Genomic DNA, 18,745 nt, shown 5'->3' with positions numbered 1-18,745 from the left:
CCGCGGGAGCGTGCGGGGAGCGGGCACGCCGGAAGCGGGACCATGAGAAAAGGCGTCCCGCTCCATCGGAATGGAACGGGACGCCTCGGCCGGGGTTACGGGTGGCTGATCGCGTCGAGCAGGTCGCCGGTCGGCTTGTCGGGGAGGGCGCGGGCGACGTCGGCGAGCGCGACCATGCCCACCAGGTCGTGGCCGTCGATGACCGGGAGGCGGCGGACCTGGTGGCTGCTCATGGTGCGGAGGATCTCGGCGGTGTCGTCGTCGGCGCCGATCGTGACGGGCTTGCCCTGGGCGAGGTCGCCGGCGCGGACGTCGGCGGGGTTGCGGCCCTGGGCGATCGCCTTGATGACGATGTCGCGGTCGGTGAGCATGCCCTTCAGGCGATTGTCGGTGCCGCAGATGGGCAGCGCACCGACGCCGAGGTCGGCCATCTTCCGGGCGGCGTCCGCGAGCGTCTCCTGCTCGCCCACGCACGTCGCGTCGGGGGTCATGATCTCTCGAGCGGTGGTCATGTGTTCTCCCTTCCGGTTGAGGACGGAACTTAACGCCCGCCGGGGATCAGGCGAGCGTGGCCGGGAACCGCTCCCACACGCGGTGCCGCGCGAGGAACTGCTGGAGCGTGGTGAACGCGCCGGGGCCGGACTCGGCCAGGAAGACGCCGGGCGTGTCCGAGATGCCGGCCTGCTGGAGCACGGCCACGCCGTCGCCCCACGCGCCGACCGGCTTGCCGTGCCGCCAGGCCTCCTCGATGAGCAGCCGCACGCGCGGGTCGACCGCGACCGTGGCGGCGGCGCCGGCCTTGGCGTCGCGCGCGGGCAGCGCGTCGGCGGCGGGCGCGGGCGCGTCGGCGACCAGGATCGCGTCGAATTCGACGGAGCGGGCGGTGTTGAACGTGCGCTGTACGACCAGGCCGCCCGCGTGCCCGCCGGCCGGCGCGATGATCAGCGGCAGCATGCCCGCGGCCTGGACGGCCTCGCGCACGGAGCCGGCGCCGTCCGCGCCGTCCGGGCCGACCACGATGCCGATGATCCGGCCGTCCGGCGGCCACTCCTGGCCGATCTGGGACAGCGCGGGGCTCGGCGCCACCTCGGTGAGCGCGACGCCCTCGGACGGCGCCGGGGCCGGCAGGCCGAGCCCGGCCGCGACCTGGGCGCACAGCTCCGGGTCGATGTTGGCGAGGCAGCGCAGCTGCCGCTCCTTGATCGCCTGCTGGTAGCACTTGCCGAGCTCGAACGTGTACGCGGAGACGATGTGCTCCTTCTCGACCGGCGTCATGCTCTGCCAGAAGAGGCGCACCTGCGAGTAGTGGTCGTCGAACGACACCGGGTTGGCGCGGATCTTGGGTGCCTCGGCGATCCGGACCGGCAGGTCGGCGAACGACTTCTCGTCGGTCTCGAACGGGTTGCCGGCGTCGAGCGAGTTCGGCTTGTACGGTGCGACCCCCGCGTGCACGGCGTGCTGGTGGAAGCCGTCGCGGAGCATGTCGTTGACCGGCGCGTGCGGGCGGTTGACCGGGATCTGGGAGAAGTTCGGGCCGCCGAGCCGGGTCAGCTGCGTGTCCACGTAGGAGAACAGCCGGCCCTGCAGCAGCGGGTCGTTGGTGACGTCGATGCCGGGCGGCAGGTTGCCGAGGTGGAACGCGACCTGCTCGGTCTCCGCGAAGAAGTTGGTGGGGTTGCGGTTGAGCACCAGGCGGCCGATCGGCTGCACCTCGGCCAGCTCCTCCGGCACGATCTTCGTGGGGTCGAGCAGGTCGATGCCGGCGAACGTCTCGTCCGGCGTGTCCGGGAAGACCTGCACGCCGAGTTCGTACTCCGGGTACGCGCCGGCCTCGATCGCGTCGTAGAGGTCGCGGCGGTGGAAGTCCGGGTCGACGCCGGCGATCAGCTGCGCCTCTTCCCAGACCAGCGAGTGCACGCCCAGCTTCGGCTTCCAGTGGAACTTGACCAGCACGGTCTCGCCGGCGTCGTTGACCAGCCGGAACGTGTGGACGCCGAAGCCCTCCATGTGGCGGTACGACCGGGGGATGCCCCGGTCGGACATGTTCCACATGGCGTGGTGCTGCGCCTCGGTGTGCAGCGACACGAAGTCCCAGAACGTGTCGTGCGCGCTCTGCGCCTGCGGGATCTCCCGGTCCGGGTGCGGCTTGCCCGCGTGGATGATGTCCGGGAACTTGATCGCGTCCTGGATGAAGAACACCGGGATGTTGTTCGCGACCAGGTCGAACGTGCCCTCGGCGGTGTAGAACTTGACGGCGAAGCCGCGGGTGTCCCGAACCGTGTCGGCGGAGCCGCGGGAGCCGAGCACGGTGGAGAAGCGGACGAAGACCTGCGTTTCCGCGCCCTTCTTCAGGAAGCCGGCGCTGGTGATCGCCTCCGCGCTGCCGTACCCGGTGAAGGTGCCGTGCACGCCCGTGCCGCGCGCGTGCACCACGCGCTCCGGGATGCGCTCGTGGTCGAAGTGCGTGATCTTCTCGCGGAAGTGGTGGTCCTGCATCAGGATCGGCCCACGCGGCCCGGCCTTCAGCGAGTGGTCGGTGTCGCGCAGCCGGGCGCCCTGCGACGTGGTGAGGAACGCGCCCTGCTGGCCACGCGTGGTCGGCGGGGCCTTGGTGTCGAAGCCGGTCGGCGTGACACTCTTCGGCGTGCCCTGGTCGCCCTTCGGCGGCAGCGGCTCCCGCGGCGTGGTCGGCTCCTCGACGCTCGGCGTGCCGCTACCCGGCACGCCGGGGACCGTGGGCTCGGTGATGTTCTCCACGGCGTCCTTGACCGCGTCGACGATTTTACGGGCTTCCATGCGTGTGAATCCTCCCGGGTCGGTGACGCTGGCCTCGTACCCGGGCAATGACCTGCCAAACGGACGAGTTCAAGAACTCTTAGTAATTGCGCGAATACTCGCGGTTCTGCCGGGTATGTATCGCGTATTCGTCGGATCAGGTGAGCGATCAATAACCCGGTTCTGGTTTCAGGCACGCGGCCCAGGGAAGGAACCGGGAGCGTAAGGGCAAACCAGACCGGAAGAGGTGCGCGCATGTCGACCTTCGTGAGCGACGAGCCCGATCTCGACGTGTGCGCCGAGGAGTACATGCGTGCCCGCGCGGCCGCCGGGCCGTCCGAGGTCGAGCGGCTGCGGGAGGACTTCGTGCGCGCCGCGATGCCCCTCGCCGGGCGCCTGGCCAGCCGGTACTGCGGCCGGGGTGAACCCGCCGAGGACCTGGAGCAGGTGGCGCGGATCGGGCTGGTCAAGACCGTCGACCGGTACGACGCGGACCGCGGCTCGTTCACCGCGTTCGCCGTGGTGACCATCCGTGGCGAGTTGCGCCGGCACTTCCGCGACCACACCTGGAGCGTGCACGTGCCCCGCCGCCTGCAGGATCTCGGCCTGGAGGTCAAGCGCGCCGCGGACACGCTGACCACGCGCTTCGCCCGCCCGCCGACGCAGGCGGAGATCGCGGACTACCTGGACGTGGACGAGGCCGACGTGCTGGCGGCCCGGACTTCGATGGCCGGATACTCCTCCGAGTCGCTCAACCGCCGGATCTCGGACGCCGACGACACCGAGGTGGGCGACCTGCTCGGCGCGCTCGACCCGGAGATGGCCGCGGTCGAGGACCGGACCACGCTGGAGAACCTGCTGCTGCGGCTGCCACGCCGGGACCGCCGCATGCTGGCGCTGCGCTTCTGGGGCAACCTCAGTCAGGCGGAGATCGCGGAGCAGTTCGGCATCTCCCAGATGCAGGTGTCCCGGCTGCTCAGCCGCGCGCTGACCTGGCTGCGCACCGCGATGCTCAGCGACACCGTGCCGCCGTGGCCGGGCGAGGCCGACGACCCCGGCGTGCGCGTGCTGGTCACCGCCGCGCCGGGCCGGGTCCGGACCGCGCGCGTCTACGGCGAGGTGGACCGGGACAACGCGGGCGAGCTGCGCACGCGGCTGCTGTCCGCGCTGTGCGCCGGCCGGCCGAGCCGCCTGGAGGTCGACCTCGGCGGCGTGCCGCTGCTGGACGCCGCGGGCCTGCGGGTGCTGATGGCGGTGCGGGAGACCGCGACCGCGCGCGGCGTCCCCCTGCGGTTCACCGGCGTCTCGCCGCACCTCACCCGGCTGATCCGCGCGACCGGCCTGGGCGCGCTGCTGGGCTAGGGCCCTAGTCGGTGCTCAGCACCGCCCAGACCTCCTTGCCGCCGGTGACCGTGCGCCAGCCCCACTGGCTGGCGCACGCCTGCAGCAGCGCGAGGCCGGAGCCCGGGCGCGCCTCGGTCGGCGGGACGGGGGAGCCGTCGACGGCGGAGACCCGCAGGTGATCCACGTGCCGGGTGACGGTGAGTGTGGTCATCGTGCCGGCGTGTTCGACCGCGTTGGCCGCCAGCTCGGAGGCGATCAGCGCGATCGGCACGATCAGGTGCGGCAGCGACCACAGCAGGCATGCCTCGGTGGCCAGATCCCGGGCCTGCCGCGCCGCGCCGGGCAGCGGCAGCAGGTTCGCGCGGAGCGTTCTGGGCCGGGTCACGGGCGCGGTCCTCACGAGGGCTCGGTGCGGCCGGCGAGCCGGTCGATCAGCCGCCGGATCAGCAGGATCGCGTGGTCCGCGTCGTCCACGGACCGGTGGTAGCGGTCACCGTACACCTTCGCGGACATCCGCCGGCTGAGCGCGGCCTTCTCCTCCAGCGCGCGCAGCGCGGTCCAGAGCGCGCTCTCGGTCGCGACCGTCTGCTCGTCCAGGAGGCTCTCCGGTGACCAGGCGTGCCCGATCCGGCACCGGTAGCGCGGTATCGGCTCGCCGGTGACCTCGAACAGGCCGCCGCCGCAGTCCGGGCAGCCGAACCCGGCGGGGACGGCGCCGGGCATCCGATCGGTGGTGCGGGCCTCGGCGTCGCTCATCGCGATCTCATCGTCCATCCGTGGGTCAGCCGGAAGATCAACGGAGTCGGGCAGGGGTACCGCCGTGAGCCCGGCAAGCAGGTCGCCCAGCTCGGCCGCGGCGGCGACGTGGTCGGGCGGGCGCCGGGCCGCGACCGCCTCCGGCATCGACGGGTAGAGAGCCTCCGCCGGATCCTGCGTGACCACCAGCCCACCGCGCTGCGCGATGTCGTACGCGCCGGAGGCGCCGTCGGCCTGGGACCCGGAGAGCACCACGCCGATCGCGCGCGGACCGGCGGACCGGGCCACGGAGCGGAACAGCGGGTCGACCGCGGGCCGGTGCCGGCTCTCCGCCGGGCCGTGGCTGAGGCGCAGCCGGTCGCCGAGCAGCAGCAGGTGGTGATCGGACGGTGCGACGTAGACCTGCCCGGGCCGGATCCGCTCGCCGTCCGCCGCGGGCGCCGCGTGCAGCCGGCCGGCCCGGTTCAGGATCGCGGGCAGCGCGCTCGGCGAGTCGCGCGGGATGTGCAGCACCACCAGCACGGCCGCGGGGAAGTCCGCGGGCAGCCCCTGGACCAGGGCGCGCAGTGCCTCCACCCCTCCGGCGGATGCCCCGACGGCGACGACGTCCCTGTGTGCCATCGCTCCGGGGTGCCCGTGCTGGGGCGCGGCAAACCCACCACCTGAGGTTGACGACGTCAACCACGGAAGGGGTCAGTCAGGCGTCAGCGGGTCGAGACGTTCTCCGCCGGGTTGCCGAACGGCACAGTGGACGCCGTCGAGTCGGTGCTCGCGGAAACGACGGCGTCGAGGAGATCCCGCTCGCTGCCGGCCGCCCGGCGACCCGGAGCGGCGCGCGGCCATGCCGCGCGCGGTGGCGCACGGCGCGGTGGCGATGGCCGCCACCGGCCATCTCGCGGTGGACGGCAAGGGCCGCGCGGACCCGCCCACCCTGGTCGACGACCTGGTCCGGCTGCCGGCCCGCCGAGCGGAACGGAGATGCGGGCGGCCCGTCCGGCCGCCCGCACCGCCGGTGGTGGCGTCAGGGGCGCAGGAAGTTGGCGATCACCCGGTTGCCGATCTGGGTGCCGGTGGCGACGCCGTTGTCCGCGTCCCACTGGTAGTGGACGCCGAGGTAGATCCGGCTCCGCCCGTTCTCCGCGGCGGCGGCCGTGAAGCTCGGCAGCGTGCGGACCACGGTGGGCCGGCTCGGGTCCTCCGTGGTCAGCCGCATCTCCAGGTGGTCGAATCCGAAGTAGCCGCGCATCACGGCCGCCCACGCGCCGCCGAACGTGGCGTGCCCGCTCACGTAGGCCGGGAACGCCGGCGAGAACCGCTGACCGGCCGGATTGATCGACAGCGGCAGCCAGGCCGCGTCCTTGACCGTGTCGGCCCGGCCGTCCTGGTCCGCGTTCTGCACCGCCGACTGCGGCCGCCACAGGTCGATCGGCGTGAGGAACTTCGCGTCCCAGGCCGCGATCGCCGCGTCCGCCATCGCCAGCGACACCAGCGCGAACAGCCGCGCGTGCTCCAGCAGACCCAGCCCGCGCTGCGCCGCCACGATCTCGGTGTGCTCCAGCAGCTGGCCCGGCGGCTTGTACGTGCCGGGCACGTCGTTCGCCCAGAAGAACGCGATGTCGGTCTGCTCCGCGGTGCGGGTGGAGCCGGTCGCGCGGCCCAGGTTCTTCACCTCGTTGAGCTGGTCCGCGTACGCCTGGCTGGCCAGCAGCGTGGAGTAGCTGCTGTACCCGCCCGGCAGCGGCGGCCGGAACTGCGAGCCGCTGGTCATGGTGAACGGCCGCACCTGACCCCAGAACGGCGTGACCGCGGGTGTCGAGTCCGTCGGCCGCCACGCGCCCGGCGTGGTGCTCGGCGTATACGTCCCGGTGGAGGTGGAGCCGTCGTTCGCCCGGTTGGCCAGCACCGCGGACGCGCTGGCCGCGCCGACGCCCTCACCCCGGTCCCGCTGGATGCCGATGGTGCCGTTCGGCAGCAGCCCGCGCGCGGCGGTCAGCTCGTCGGTGAACGTCAGGTTCGGGAAGAGCACGCGCAGCGTGTCGAACGCGGCCATGTTGACCGCCGACTCCAGCGACGTGGCGTGCGTGTCGACCGGCACCGTGACCCGGGCGACGTACGGCGTACCGATGTTGGTCACCGAGGTGACCGCGTCGAAGATCGCGGTGTGCATGATCGCGGCCGCGCGGGCCAGGTTGGTCGGGCTGCGCTGCGGCTCGACCGACTCCCGGATCGCCTGCTGGAGCACGTTGTCCCAGTAGATGACCGGGTCGTTGGCGAGCCGCGGCTGCTCCACCACGGAGATGTTGTCGAACCGGGCGGTGAACCCGGCCGCGCCGCCGATCTGGAACAGCAGCTGCCCCGCGGTGACGGTCAGCGGTGAGGTGAACGTCCACGAGTAGGTCTGCGCGCTCGTGTTCAGGGCGAAGTCCTGCAGCAGCGGCGACGTCCACGGCGACGCCTCGGTCTGCACCACGGCCCGAATCGTGCGCGCCGTGTTCGCCGAGCCGGTGAACGCCAGCCTGTACTGCTTACCGGCGCGCAGCGACACCCCGCTGATGCCGACGATGTCGTCCCACGGGTTCGTGGTGCCGCCGGGGGAGTCGATGCGCAGCTGCCCGGACTCGTGCGCGATCGAGGTCTGCGCGCGCCCCTTCCACCAGTGGTCGATGCCGGCGTCGAAGGTGCCGTTGGAGACCTCGTCCGTCTCGATCAGCACGACGTTGTCGAAGCAGACCGTCATCGCGGAGGAGACGCCGCCGACCTGGAACGTGACCTGCCCGTCCGTGCGGGTGATGCCGGAGGTGAACGCCATCGCGTACCGGCGCAGCCCGGGGGAGACGGTGAAGCCCTGGTCGAGCACGCCGGTGTAGGGCGCGACGCCGTCCTGCACCCGGGTGCGCAGCTGCACGCTCGCGGTCGACTTGGCGTCGAAGGTCAGCGCGTAGGACCGGCCGGCGGCCAGCTGCATGCCGGACCGGCCGACGATCACGTCGTGGACCACCGCGGTGCCGCCGGCGACGTCCGCGCAGAGCTCGTCGTTGTCCGTGTGGATGGCGGCGCCGGACGTGGCCCACCACGCGCCCGTGCCCGTGCCGGCACCGAACGTGCCGTCCGGGATCTGGTTGGAGTGGCCGGCCAGCGCCGGGGTGCCGGTCGTGACGACCGTGAGCAGCCCGGCTATCAGGGTGAGGACGAGGGTCAGGCCCAAGCGACGCGGAACGGATCTCATGCGGTTCCCTCCGATGCGGACCGGCCCCCGCCGATCCCAAGCGGAAGAATGGCCGCCGCCGTCATCGTCCCGGTAGCGCCGCGATAGCGCCGGGTCAGCCCGGGCCGCTCAGCGACACGTCGTCGAGCGTCAGGGAGTAGGCGGTCCGCAGCCCGCCGGCGCCGAACGACAGCTCACCGGCCGCGGTGTCGCGGCCGGCGGTGAAGGTGAGCGCCACCAGGCACGGCCGCGGCCCGGCCGGGACGTCCCGGACCAGCGCCGCGTGGGAGTCCGGCGGCGCGCCGTCCTGCACCGTGACCCGCACCCGGGCCGGCACGTTCGCCGAGATCCGGAACAGCAGCGTGTACGACGCGCCGGCGCGCAGCGCGAGTCCATCGTGGACGACCATCGCGTCCCACGGGTTGCCGGTCCCGCCCATCACGTGCGCCACCAGTGCGTCGTCCGCGGCGGTCAGCTCCACCTTCGCGGAGCTGGTCCGCCAGGGACGGCCGAGCGGCCGGTCGAACCCGCCGTTGACGATCAGCTCGGGGCCGCCCGGCCGCTCCGGCGGCGCGGACGCGCACAACCCCTCCGACGGTACGGACGCCGGCGCGCCCCGCTCGGCCGCCGGCTCCGGCAGGAACCACACACCGGCCCCGCCCAGCACCAGCCCGGCCAGGAACCCGGCCACGGCCGCCACCGGCGAGGAGGACCGCCGCGGCGGCATCGTGCTCGCGATGATCTCCCTGGGCGGCGGGCCGGCCACCGGCAGCAGCGCCGGCGTCACGATCTCGGCCGGCGGCAGCGGCGACGGCGCGGCCGACCCCCTCGGCGCCGACGGCGACCGGCCGGACGCCAGCCGCCGCCACGCCTCCCGCCACTGGTCGAGCACCGCCTCCGTGCCGGGTCCGGCGTCGCCGTGCGCGCGCAGGCAGGCCCGCACGTACGCCTCGACGAACTGGAGCCGCGGCAGCCGCTGCCCGGCCAGGATCTCGTGCACGGTGCTGGTGGGCAGCGCGCCGGCCGGCCGGGCCAGGTCCCGCAACGTGCGCAGCGACGGCTGCCCGGCCCAGGCCCGCAGTTGGATCAGCGCGGCGACGAACTGTGCGGGACCGTCCGCCCCGGACGGGTCCGGACAACCGGACACGCGCTCGCCTGACGAATCCACAGTGCTCCCCGTTCCGTGGTGCCGCAGGTGAGACAGTACTTGTCGATCGGCAACTGTGGGTGCCCGTCCGGATGCGTTCGGTTCCGTCCGGGGTGCTTGCCGGATGATCGTCCGCACTGGTTCGGTATCCGCCATGAACTCCGACGCCCTTCCGGAGACGCGGTTCCACCTGCTCGGGCCGGTCGAGGTCCGGCACGGCGACGACGCCGTGCCGGTGCCGGCCGCGCGGCAACGCGCGATCCTGGCCGCGCTGCTGCTGCGGGCCGGCCGCGTCGTCGCGGTCGACACGCTCACCGATCTGCTCTGGGGCGACCGGCCGCCGCCCACCGCGACCGTCACCGCGCGCAACTACGTGTCCCGGCTGCGCAAGGCGGTTCCGCAGGTGTCCACGGTGTCCGGTGGCTACCGGCTGGACCTGCCGCCCGGCGCGCTCGACCTGGACCGGTTCGAGCGCCTCACCGCGAGCGCGCGCACGGCCGCGCCGGCCGCGGCCGTACCGCTGCTGGACCGGGCGCTCGCGCTGTGGCGCGGCCCCGCGCTGGCCGACCTGGGGACGCTGCCGATCCACCACGTCGAGGCGCCGCGCCTGGAGGAGATGCGGCTGGCCGCGACCGGTGACCGGCTGGACGCGCTGCTGCGCGTGGGCGAGGGCGTGCGGCTGGTGCCGGAGTTGGTCCGCCTGGTCGCCCGGCACCCGCTGCGGGAGCGGTTCGTCGGCCAGCTCATGCAGGCGCTGGACGCGTCCGGCCGGCTGCCGGAGGCGCTCGACCTCTACCGCCGCACGCGCGACCGCCTGGTCACCGACCTCGCGATCGAGCCCGGCCCGGTGCTGCGCCGCCTCCACCAGCGACTGCTCGAAACGATCTGATCGTGTTCGGCTGTGAACGATCGATCGTGTCCGGGACCGGCCGGTGCTAGCTTCGGCCGCCATGCACCCCGTCCCCGGAACCGATCGGACCGCGCACCGGCCGCGCCTGCTGAGCACCGCGCTGCGCGCCGGCCGGCTCGCGCCGCGCGCCACGATCGATCACGCCGCGTTCGCCGGCGTGCCAGAAGAGACGAAGGCGGCCATCGTCGCGATCGCGGACGAGACGGCCGGAACGCCCTGGCCGCAACCCACGCTGACGCGATGGCGCGCCTACCTGCGCGACGGCAGCCGCGTCGCCTGGGAGGACCCGTACTTCGCCCGCCGCCACCGGCTGCACGCCGCCGCGCTCGCGCTCGCCCTCACCGGCGACCGGGCCCGGTACGCCGACGAGGTGCTGGACGGCGTCTGGCTGCTGGCCGAGGAGACCACCTGGTGCCTGCCCGCCCACGACGACACGGCCACCGGCCCGGACCGGGTGGTGCCCGACCCCGCGCACCCGTACCTGGACCTGTTCGCGGCCGAGACCGCGGCCACGCTCGCCTGGCTGGTGCACCTGCACGCGGACCTGCTGGCCACGGTCCCCGGCGTCCGCGAGCGGATCACGGCCGAGATCCGGCGCCGGGTGCTCGACCCGTACCGGCTGCACGCCGACGCGTACCACTGGTTCGGCGCGCCGATGAACTGGAACCCGTGGATCACCGACAACGTCGTCGCGGTCGCGCTGCTCACCTGTGACGATCCGGCACCGATCGTGGAGCGGGCGGTGGCCAGCCTGGACGCCTACCTGGACGGCGTGCCCGCGGACGGCGGCTGCCCCGAGGGCATCTCCTACTGGTGGCACTCCGGTGCGCGGCTGTTCGAGGCGCTGGAGCTGCTCGGCGTACCCGCGGAGGTCTGGAACGATCCGCTGATCCACCGGATCGCCAGGTTCCCGCTCACCGCGCACCTCGGCGGCGAGTGGAGCGCGAGCTTCGGCGACGGCGGCGCCCGGGTGCCGCGCGCGCACGGCCGCGCCCAGAAGGACCACCTGTCACCCGCGCTGCTGCACCGGTACGGCCGCGCGGTCGGCGACGACGAGATCACCGCGTTCGCCCGTGCCAGCCGGGGCGACGACCCGCTGACCACGCTGCCCAGCCCGATGGGACGCGCGATCGCGGCGCTCACCGACCCGGTCTGGCGCGACGCCGCACCCCGGGCGTTCCCCGAGCCGCCGGTGCAGTGGCTGCCCCGGACCCAGGTGGCGTCGCTGCGCGGCGGCGCGCTGCACCTGATCGCCAAGGCCGGCCACAACGACGAGCCGCACAACCACAACGACGTCGGCGGCTTCGTGCTGGCCGTGCGCGGCGAGCCGGTGGTGGTCGACGCGGGCGCCGGCGTCTACGACCGGGACAGCTTCGGCCCCGGCCGCTACCGCGCCTGGTTCACCCGCTCCGCGTTCCACAGCGTCCCGGAGATCGACGGCTACGAGCAGGCGCCCGGCCCGGCGTTCGCGGCCCGGGACGTCTCACTGGACGGGACGGTGCTCACCATGGACCTGGCCGGCGCGTATCCCGCGGAGGCCGGCATCGTCTCGCTGCGCAGGACGTTCACCGTCGCCGACGATCTGATCACGCTCACCGACGCCTGGCGCCTCGACCATCCGCCGCAGCGGATCCGGCTGCGACTGCTCCTCCGGGACGAGCCCCCGGCGGTACGCATCGCGCTGCCGGACCACGTGCGGCCGCGCACGGAAGAGATCGCGCTGACCGATCCGAGGCTGCGCGCGGTCTGGGGCGACCGCCTGGTGCTGATGACGCTGGAGGTGACCTCGCCGGCCGCCACCGGTGAGGTCACCGTCCGGTTCAGGCCTCCAGCACCTTCGTGACCGCGGCCACCACGCGCGCCGCGTGCTCCCGCGGGGTCAGCTCGCGCAGCTCCGCGGAGAGCACCTCCACCGACAGCGGCACCTCCGCGCCGGTCGCCCGCAGCGTGCGCAGCAGGCCCGCCAGGTCGAACTCGCCGTCGCCGGGCAGCATCCGCCGGTTGACGCAGTCGTCCATCAGGTCCGGGCCCGGCGTCGCCAGGCCGTCGGTCAGCTCCAGGCCCGCGACGTGCCGGGCCGCCACCGTCTCCGCCACGGACGGCCCGGACGGGTCGCGGAACACGTGCCAGGCGTCGAACATCAGGCCCGCGTTCGGCCGGTCGACCGTGCGGATCAGGTCGTGCGCGGCCGCGTGGCCGAAGCCGGGCAGCACCACGACCGGCTCCAGCGCCACCGCCGTACCGTGCGCCGCCGCCCGGTCGCACAGGCCAGCGAACCGCTCGGCCAGCACGTCCGGGTCCGGCGCCCCGGCCGGCGGAATCAGCAGCACCGCGGTCTTGATACGCGGCACCCGGTATGTCTCCGCGAGCCGGAACAGCGCCTCCTCCGGCGCGGTGTCGCCGTCGAACCAGCCGAACATCGCCTCCAGCTCCACGATCCGTACGCCGTGGCCGTCCAGCAGCTGGTGCGTCGCGCCGTCCGGGATGCCGTCCAGCTCCGCCGCGGTGACGCCGATCCCGGTCGCGCCCGCCTCGGCCACGGCCGCCACCCGCTCCGCGAACGCGTACCGCGGCGGTTCCGGCGGCAGCGTGCCGGTCAGCTGCAGGTTGGTGAACATCAGTTCCATGGCGGCCACCGTAGAGGCGCGCCGCGTACCCCGCGTTGCACCCGCACGCCACTCGATGGAACCTGCGCGACAGGTGTTTGATGGGGCGATGAGCGCATCGCGCGGCACCCTCCGGCTGGACACCGCCCGGCTCGACGACGGCGCGTTGGACGGCTGGCAACGGGAGATCGGCCTGCCGCTGCCCACGTTCACCCAGGACACCACCGGCGGGGCCCGGGTGCGCAGCCGGTCCTCCCGCGCCCGGGACGTGGCCGTGATGGACTTTCACACCACCACGCGGGTACGGGCCTCCGGCACCCCCGGCGGCGGCGAGTTGCGGCTGCACCTGGTCCGCCGGGGCACCTGGACGTTCCAGCACGACCGCGCCACCGTCCCGGTCCCGGCCGGCCGGTTCCTGCTCGGCCGCTCCACCGGCATGACCGGATTCGACGTCGACCCGGGCACCTCCACCCGTACCGTCGGCCTCGCTCCCGGCGCGATCGCGCCGCTCCCGGCGGACGCGCCCGTCACCGGCTCCGCCGGCACCCCCGAGGTGCGCCTGCTGCTGGCCCACACCAGCCTGCTGCACGACACCATCGACCACCTCACCGACGCCGGCGTCGACGCCGCCCGCAACGCCACCGTCGAACTGATGCGCGGCGTCCTGCACCGCTACGTCGACGGCACCGAGCCCGCGCTGAGCCCCGCGCTCGCCCGCGCCGCCCGCGACCTCGCCGACCGGCACCTCACTGACGCGGCCCTCACCCCAGCCCTGCTCGCCCGCCACCTGCACGTCTCCGTCCGCACCCTGCACCGCGCCTTCGCCACCACCGGCGAGCCCGTCTCCGCCTACATCCGCCGGCGCCGGCTCGAGGCCGCCCGCGCCGCGCTCACCGCCCCCCACCCCCTGCCGGTCTCCGCGATCGCGGCGCGCTGGCACTTCTCCGACAGCAGCCACTTCATCCGCGCCTTCCGCCGCCACTACGGCCAGACCCCGGCCCGGTACGCCCGCGACCTCAGCGCCCACTGATCCGGTCGCGTCGCCGTCGCGCCTCGGGATCGGTGAACGCCGCGAGGTGATCGAGCGCCTGGCGCCGGGCGGTGCCCGCCCGTTCCGGCTCACCCGTCGCGTCGAGCGCGGTGGCGAGGCCGTCCAGCGCGCGGGCCAGCTGCCAGGCGTCCCCGGTGGTGCGCAGCACGGCCAGCGCGCCACGGTACATCCGGATCGCGTCGCCGTACCGCCCCATCAGGTGGTACGTGTCCGCGGCCCCGATCAGCGCGATCCCCTCCCGCCCGCGGTCTCCGGCCCGCCGGTGCAGCGTCGCGGCGTGCTGGTACGAGCCGAGCGCGTCACCGTGCTCCCCGGCCGCGGCCTGCGCGGCGCCGAGTTCGATCAGCCAGTACCCCTGCCAGTGCGCGTTGCCGTGGGCCGCCGCCAGGTTCACCGCGGCCAGGCCCGCGGTGAGCGCGTCGTCGATCCGGCCCTGCGCCCGGTGGATCGCGCTGAGCAGCCGCAGCGCGTTGCCCTCGCCCTGCGCGTCCCCGGCCGCCCGGAGCGTGTCCAGCGCCTGCCGCACCGACGCGTCGGCGTCGTCGAGCGTTCCCAGCTCGTACTGGGCGGTGCCGAGGTTGGCGCGCGCGGTCGCCTCCCAGACGCGCTCCCCGAGCGAGCCGAAGATCTCGATGCCGTCCGCGAAGTGCGCGACCGCGGCGTCGAGCTGGCGCGCGCGCAGCGCGGTCAGGCCGAGCGCGTTCAGCGACACCGCGTGGGCGAGACGGTCGCCGAGGTCCCGGCGGCGGGACAGCGCCTTGGTGTGACAGGCGAGCGCGTCGTGCAGCCGGTGCGCGTGGACGTGCGCGACCCCGAGGCTGTCGTAGAGTTCGGCCTCGGCACGCCGGTCGCCGAGCGCGGTGGCCGCGTGCAGCCCGAGCGTGGCGGCGGCGAACCAGTCCTCCAGCACGTTCTCCCGCATGTGGAAGCCGCGCAGGACGGCGGCGAGGAGCCAGGCCAGGTCGTAGGTGCGAGGGTCGCCGGCCGCCGCGCGGACGGCGGCGAGCAGGGTGCCTCGCTCCCGGCGCTCCCAGCGGACCGCCGCGCTCCGATCACCGAACGGAGGTGCCGGCACCGGCTCGGCGGGCCGATCCAGCGGCACGCGAAGGTCGAGGCCGCCGGCGAGTCGCTCGGCGGCGTCCACCGTGTGCAGATACCACTCGAGGACGCGGCGGAGCGCGGCGTCCCGCTCGGCGGGCGGCTCCTCCTGGCACTGGTCGGCCGCGTACGCCCGGAGCAGATCGTGGAACTGGTACCGGTCGGCCTCGGTCTGCTCGATCAGGTGGGCGCCGACGAGCAGGTCGAGCCGCTGCCGGGCCGTGGTGATCGGAACGCCGGCGAGCGCGGCCGCGGCCTCCGGGCCGAACTCCGCGCCGGGGTGCAGGCCGAGCAGCCGGAAGAGGCGGGCGGCCCCCTCGTCGAGCGCCCGATAGGACCAGGCGAACACGGTACGCACGGCGTCCGCCTCGTCCTGGTCCTCCGCGGTGAGCGCGTCCCACAGGGCCGACTCGTCGCGAAGGTCCCGGATCAGGTCGGCGAGCGGCATGTGGGGACGGCTCGCCGCGCGCTCGGCGGCGATGCGCAGCGCCAGGGGCAGCCGGGCGCACAGCCGTGCCAGTTCCGCGTAGTCCGGGCTGTCGTCGTCCAACCGGTAGCCGGCGGTGAGCGTGCGCAGCAACGAGACGGCGTCCGGCTCGGGCAGCAGGTCGACGGTCAACCGCCGGGCGCCGTCCCGGGCGACGAGCCCGGACAGCCGGCTGCGGCTGGTGACGATCACGAGGCAGCGCGGCGCGCCGGGCAGCAGCGGCCGAACCTGCCGGGTGCTCGACGCGTTGTCGAGCAGGATCAGCATGCGCCGGTCCGCGAGCATCGACCGGTAGAGCGCGGCCCGGTCCTCCGGATCGGCCGGGACCGCGGCGGCGGGCACGTCGAGCGCGCGGAGGAAGCGGTCGAGCACGTCCGCCGGCCGCAGCGGTGGCCCCGGGTCGTACCCGCGGAGGTTGATGCAGAGCTGGCCGTCCGGGAAGTGCTCGCGGACCCGGTGCGCCCAGTGCACGGCCAGCGACGTCTTGCCGACGCCCGCGGTGCCGGCGAGCACGTGCACGCCCGCGAGCGGTGGCGTCGCGCCGGAGTCGCCGAGGATCGCGTCCAGCGCCCGCAGTTCGGCCTCGCGGTTGACGAAGCCGCGCACGTCGGCCGGGAGTTGCCGGGGCGGCCGCCCCGGGTCGTCGCCGGGCATGCGCCTATCCGCGCGGCGGGACCGGTGGGGGTAGCGCCGCGACCTCGCGGTCGACGTACGCCACCACGTCCTCACCGGACTCGTAGAGCCGCGCGATGAACTGCCGGCACGCCGCGGTGAGCGCGGCGCCGGTGTGCCGGATCGCGCCGTCGGCGAGGCCGGCGTCGTCGTAGAGCACCTCGTAGGTGACGTCCGCGCCCAGCGTCACCACTTCCGGCAGCGGGCCCGAGGCCTCGTGGAGCCCGACCCGGGCGGCGTCGAGCACACGCACCCGGTCGGACGTCGCTCCCATCAGCCGCAAGAGCCGCAATTCCCATTGCAGGTACGGTGTGAGCGGCGCCTCGACCACACGCACCCGGTACGAAGCGAAGCCCAACTCGGCCATGCGCCGTGCGTCGCTCTCGTACTGCGGTCGCCGCGCCGCGATCAGGCGCAGCGCCGTCTCCCAGTCGCCGTGGGAGAAGGCCACCCAGCTCTCGTCACCGGGCTCGGCGAACGTCTGCCGCCGTTCCAGCTTCCAAAAATCGTATTCGTGGGATTGCCAGAATCGTTCTCGGAAATCGGCGCGGTATTCATCCGCGCTCAATCTGACTCCGGCAGAACGATCGAGCACCTCACGCATCCGGGATGTCCGCCTTCGCCGCCACCAGCATGGTTCGAGGAATAATAACAAGCCGCTCATCCGCGGCAATTCGGACACCGTCCGGCAGTCTGTCCCGGAACGCCGCGGTCACATCCCGCCCGATCACCGCGATGTCGCCGTTGCCCAGCTCCCAGATGTCCGGGCAGTCGTCCCGGCCCCCGGTCAGCCCCAGCTCCTGCGGTGACTTACCGAGTCGCCGCATCAGAAATGTGTTCGCGTCGGCATCCCATGGTCGTTTCACGCGTCGCCCCCTATATCGACGAATACCTTTATCTTTCACGAACGTAAGCGTGGGCACCTGGTCACATCAAGGCCGGACGAAAGGGTCTCAACATTGTCCGGGGTCGCTACCCTGCCGGATCCCGGGGACGGCGAATCGCACACCGGGTCCGGTCTGCTAGGTCAGTGCCGCGGCGAGATCCGGGAGGCGGTCGGGGGTGAGGAGAGGGGCGTCGACGCCCAGGGACCGGGCGCCGGCGGTACGGAAGGCGGGTGCGTCGGCGGGAGTGATGCCGCCGGTGGCGATCAGGGAGACGTGCGGGAAGGCGTCGTGCAGCGCGCGCACCCACGGCGGGCCGAGCGGGGCGGCCGGGAAGATCGAGAACCAGCGGCAGCCGGTACGGAGCGCGCGCTGGATCTCCGTGGGAGTGGCGGCGCCGGGCAGGTGCGGCAGGCCGGCGGCCAGGCTGACCCGCAGCACGTCCGCGTCGAAGCCGGGAGCGAGCGTGAACGCGGCGCCGGCGGCCTTCGCGATCGGGACCAGGTCGGGCGTGAGGACGCCGCCGGCGCCGACCACCTCGCCTCGTTCGGCGCCGAGCCGGGCGACGGCCGCGAGCGCGTCGCGGGACGAGGGCGCGTGCAGCGGCACCTCCACCACGCCGAGACCGGTGTCCCAGACGGCCTCGGCGAGCGCGACGGTCCGGTCGATCGGCAGGCCGCGCAGCACGGCCAGCAACGGGCGGCCGTGGAACACGCGGTCGAGAACCTGCGCGGCCGACGGCAGTTCGGTTCCGGCGCGGGTGGTGCCCGGGCGGCGCGCGCTGATCCGTACCCCCATGGTGGTGTTTTGCCCATATTTTATGGCGTTGGTCGCTGAATCCGGTGCCGAACCGCGACCGGCGCTCGCGTGCCACGACCTGGACCCCTGCCGGCCGGCCCGGGGGATCTCGCACCGCCCCGGGCCGGCCGCCGGCGTCAGGTGACCGCCAGCTCGGCGCGGCGATCGCGGGCGCGCCCGTCGTCGGTGCCGGCCGGGCGGGCGTCGGCGTACCCGACGATGGTCAGGCGGTCCTCCGCTATGCCGAACGAGACGAGCACGTCCCGGACCGCGGCCGCGCGCTCCCGGCTCAGCGGCGCGCTCGCCTCGGCCGCGTCGGTGTGACCCTCGATCCGGACCGTCGCGCTCGGGTTCGCGGCGAGCAGCCCCGCCGTGCGCCACAGATTGCGCACCGCCTGCGGCGACAGCCACGCGCTGCCGGACGGGAAGAGCAGCGGCGGTACGTCCGCGAGCTGCTCGCCGAGGTCCGCGACCGCGAGATCGTCCACCACCGTGAAGCCGGTGCGGCGCGCGCCCTCGGTCACCGCGACCCACTCCACCTCGGACCGCGCGGTGCCGGTCAGCGTCAGCACGCCGCTCTCCACCCGGACGGTGAGATCCTCCGCGTCGCGCGGTAGCGCGGCCAGGAACGGGGGCAGCGTGGCGAGCCCGCGGTCCGACACCTGCCCGACGGCGATCCGGTCGTCGACCACGGCGAGACCCTCCGCCGCGGCGTCCCGCAGCAGCGCGTGGTCGGCCGCGCCGGAAACGGTGCCCGCCAGCGCGACGCGCCCGCCCGCGACCGTGACCCGCAGTGACGGCGCCGCCAGGCGCACCGGCTCTGCCTCGGGCGGCACCACGGTACGCACGATCCGCACACCCTCGACCCGGGAGACGATCTCGCGGGCCCGGGTGGCGGTGGCCTCGTCGGCCGCGCGCAGGACGCCGTCCCGCCCGGTGAACGCCACCTCGACCGGTGGGCTGCCCGCCGCGGCCAGCGCCCGCGCGGACCGGAGGGCGAGATCGTCCTCCA

16 protein-coding genes (1 of these 16 running past the window's edge) are annotated in these 18,745 nt (G+C 74.1%); 4 read left to right on the top strand and 12 right to left on the bottom strand.

Annotated elements, in window-relative coordinates; translation table 11 throughout:
• Nucleotides 1-95: 95 nt before the first annotated feature.
• Together J2S41_RS21180 and J2S41_RS21175 are read right to left on the bottom strand one after the other, a co-directional pair.
• On the bottom strand, nucleotides 96-512 hold the full coding sequence (locus J2S41_RS21180; protein ID WP_310369785.1) for a CBS domain-containing protein: 417 nt from the start codon (nucleotides 510-512) through the stop codon (nucleotides 96-98).
• Nucleotides 513-558: 46 nt separating this feature from the next.
• Nucleotides 559-2,796: a catalase gene (locus tag J2S41_RS21175; protein WP_310369783.1), complete on the bottom strand. Its 2,238-nt coding sequence runs from the start codon at nucleotides 2,794-2,796 to the stop codon at nucleotides 559-561.
• Between the two features lie 234 nt (nucleotides 2,797-3,030).
• On the opposite strand from J2S41_RS21175, the gene J2S41_RS21170 reads away from it, so the two are divergent.
• The gene (locus tag J2S41_RS21170; RefSeq protein WP_310369781.1) at nucleotides 3,031-4,137 is read left to right on the top strand and encodes a SigB/SigF/SigG family RNA polymerase sigma factor; all 1,107 of its coding nucleotides are present in this window, start codon (nucleotides 3,031-3,033) and stop codon (nucleotides 4,135-4,137) included.
• Between the two features lie 4 nt (nucleotides 4,138-4,141).
• Here the strand turns inward: J2S41_RS21170 and J2S41_RS21165 are convergent, their stop codons facing one another.
• The 4 genes from J2S41_RS21165 to J2S41_RS21150 form a co-directional block, all read right to left on the bottom strand.
• Nucleotides 4,142-4,504: an ATP-binding protein gene (locus tag J2S41_RS21165; RefSeq protein WP_310369779.1), complete on the bottom strand. Its 363-nt coding sequence runs from the start codon at nucleotides 4,502-4,504 to the stop codon at nucleotides 4,142-4,144.
• Nucleotides 4,505-4,515: 11 nt separating this feature from the next.
• Nucleotides 4,516-5,496, bottom strand: a complete 981-nt coding sequence (locus tag J2S41_RS21160) for a chemotaxis protein CheB (RefSeq protein ID WP_310369778.1) — start codon at nucleotides 5,494-5,496, stop codon at nucleotides 4,516-4,518.
• Nucleotides 5,497-5,896: 400 nt separating this feature from the next.
• Nucleotides 5,897-8,101 (bottom strand): carbohydrate binding domain-containing protein, encoded by a 2,205-nt coding sequence (locus J2S41_RS21155; RefSeq protein ID WP_310369777.1) that lies wholly within the window; start codon nucleotides 8,099-8,101, stop codon nucleotides 5,897-5,899.
• 94 nt (nucleotides 8,102-8,195) lie between these two features.
• Nucleotides 8,196-9,248, bottom strand: coding sequence for a carbohydrate binding domain-containing protein (locus J2S41_RS21150; protein ID WP_310369776.1), 1,053 nt, complete (start codon nucleotides 9,246-9,248; stop codon nucleotides 8,196-8,198).
• Between the two features lie 133 nt (nucleotides 9,249-9,381).
• Between J2S41_RS21150 and J2S41_RS21145 the strand changes: the two genes are divergently transcribed.
• Nucleotides 9,382-10,116, top strand: a complete 735-nt coding sequence (locus tag J2S41_RS21145) for an AfsR/SARP family transcriptional regulator (protein ID WP_310369773.1) — start codon at nucleotides 9,382-9,384, stop codon at nucleotides 10,114-10,116.
• A gap of 61 nt (nucleotides 10,117-10,177) precedes the next feature.
• A complete protein-coding gene (locus J2S41_RS21140) occupies nucleotides 10,178-11,980 on the top strand; it encodes a heparinase II/III domain-containing protein (protein WP_310369771.1) in 1,803 nt (600 codons plus the stop codon).
• On the opposite strand, the gene J2S41_RS21135 is transcribed toward J2S41_RS21140, so the two are convergent.
• Nucleotides 11,958-12,764: a sugar phosphate isomerase/epimerase family protein gene (locus J2S41_RS21135; protein WP_310369769.1), complete on the bottom strand. Its 807-nt coding sequence runs from the start codon at nucleotides 12,762-12,764 to the stop codon at nucleotides 11,958-11,960. The genes J2S41_RS21140 and J2S41_RS21135 overlap by 23 nt on opposite strands.
• Nucleotides 12,765-12,852: 88 nt before the next feature.
• Here J2S41_RS21135 and J2S41_RS21130 point away from each other — a divergent pair, with 88 nt between their 5' ends.
• Nucleotides 12,853-13,773 carry a helix-turn-helix transcriptional regulator gene (locus J2S41_RS21130; RefSeq protein WP_310369767.1) on the top strand — a complete coding sequence of 307 codons (921 nt, stop codon included), beginning with the start codon at nucleotides 12,853-12,855 and terminating at the stop codon, nucleotides 13,771-13,773.
• Here J2S41_RS21130 and J2S41_RS21125 read toward each other — a convergent pair.
• The 5 genes from J2S41_RS21125 to J2S41_RS21105 all read right to left on the bottom strand — a co-directional run.
• The gene (locus tag J2S41_RS21125) at nucleotides 13,760-16,033 is read right to left on the bottom strand and encodes an ATP-binding protein (protein ID WP_310369764.1); all 2,274 of its coding nucleotides are present in this window, start codon (nucleotides 16,031-16,033) and stop codon (nucleotides 13,760-13,762) included. The two genes, J2S41_RS21130 and J2S41_RS21125, sit on opposite strands and share 14 nt — an antisense overlap.
• Nucleotides 16,034-16,037: 4 nt before the next feature.
• Nucleotides 16,038-16,655 (bottom strand): DUF6879 family protein, encoded by a 618-nt coding sequence (locus J2S41_RS21120; RefSeq protein ID WP_310369763.1) that lies wholly within the window; start codon nucleotides 16,653-16,655, stop codon nucleotides 16,038-16,040.
• Nucleotides 16,648-16,917 (bottom strand): hypothetical protein, encoded by a 270-nt coding sequence (locus tag J2S41_RS21115; RefSeq protein ID WP_310369760.1) that lies wholly within the window; start codon nucleotides 16,915-16,917, stop codon nucleotides 16,648-16,650. Before J2S41_RS21115 ends, J2S41_RS21120 begins: the two co-directional genes overlap by 8 nt.
• A gap of 156 nt (nucleotides 16,918-17,073) precedes the next feature.
• The gene (locus J2S41_RS21110) at nucleotides 17,074-17,733 is read right to left on the bottom strand and encodes a bifunctional 4-hydroxy-2-oxoglutarate aldolase/2-dehydro-3-deoxy-phosphogluconate aldolase (RefSeq protein ID WP_310369759.1); all 660 of its coding nucleotides are present in this window, start codon (nucleotides 17,731-17,733) and stop codon (nucleotides 17,074-17,076) included.
• 137 nt (nucleotides 17,734-17,870) lie between these two features.
• Nucleotides 17,871-18,745, bottom strand: partial view of an OmpA family protein gene (locus J2S41_RS21105; protein WP_310369757.1) — the 3' portion only. The gene runs 94 nt beyond the window's last position; the window shows 875 of its 969 coding nt (coding positions 95-969); its start codon lies off the right edge, out of view; the stop codon is at nucleotides 17,871-17,873.

Source organism: Catenuloplanes atrovinosus (assembly GCF_031458235.1).
GTDB lineage: Bacteria > Actinomycetota > Actinomycetes > Mycobacteriales > Micromonosporaceae > Catenuloplanes > Catenuloplanes atrovinosus.
The sequence above is the reverse complement of the archived record's forward strand: the minus strand, read 5'-3'. Positions and strand labels throughout refer to the sequence as shown.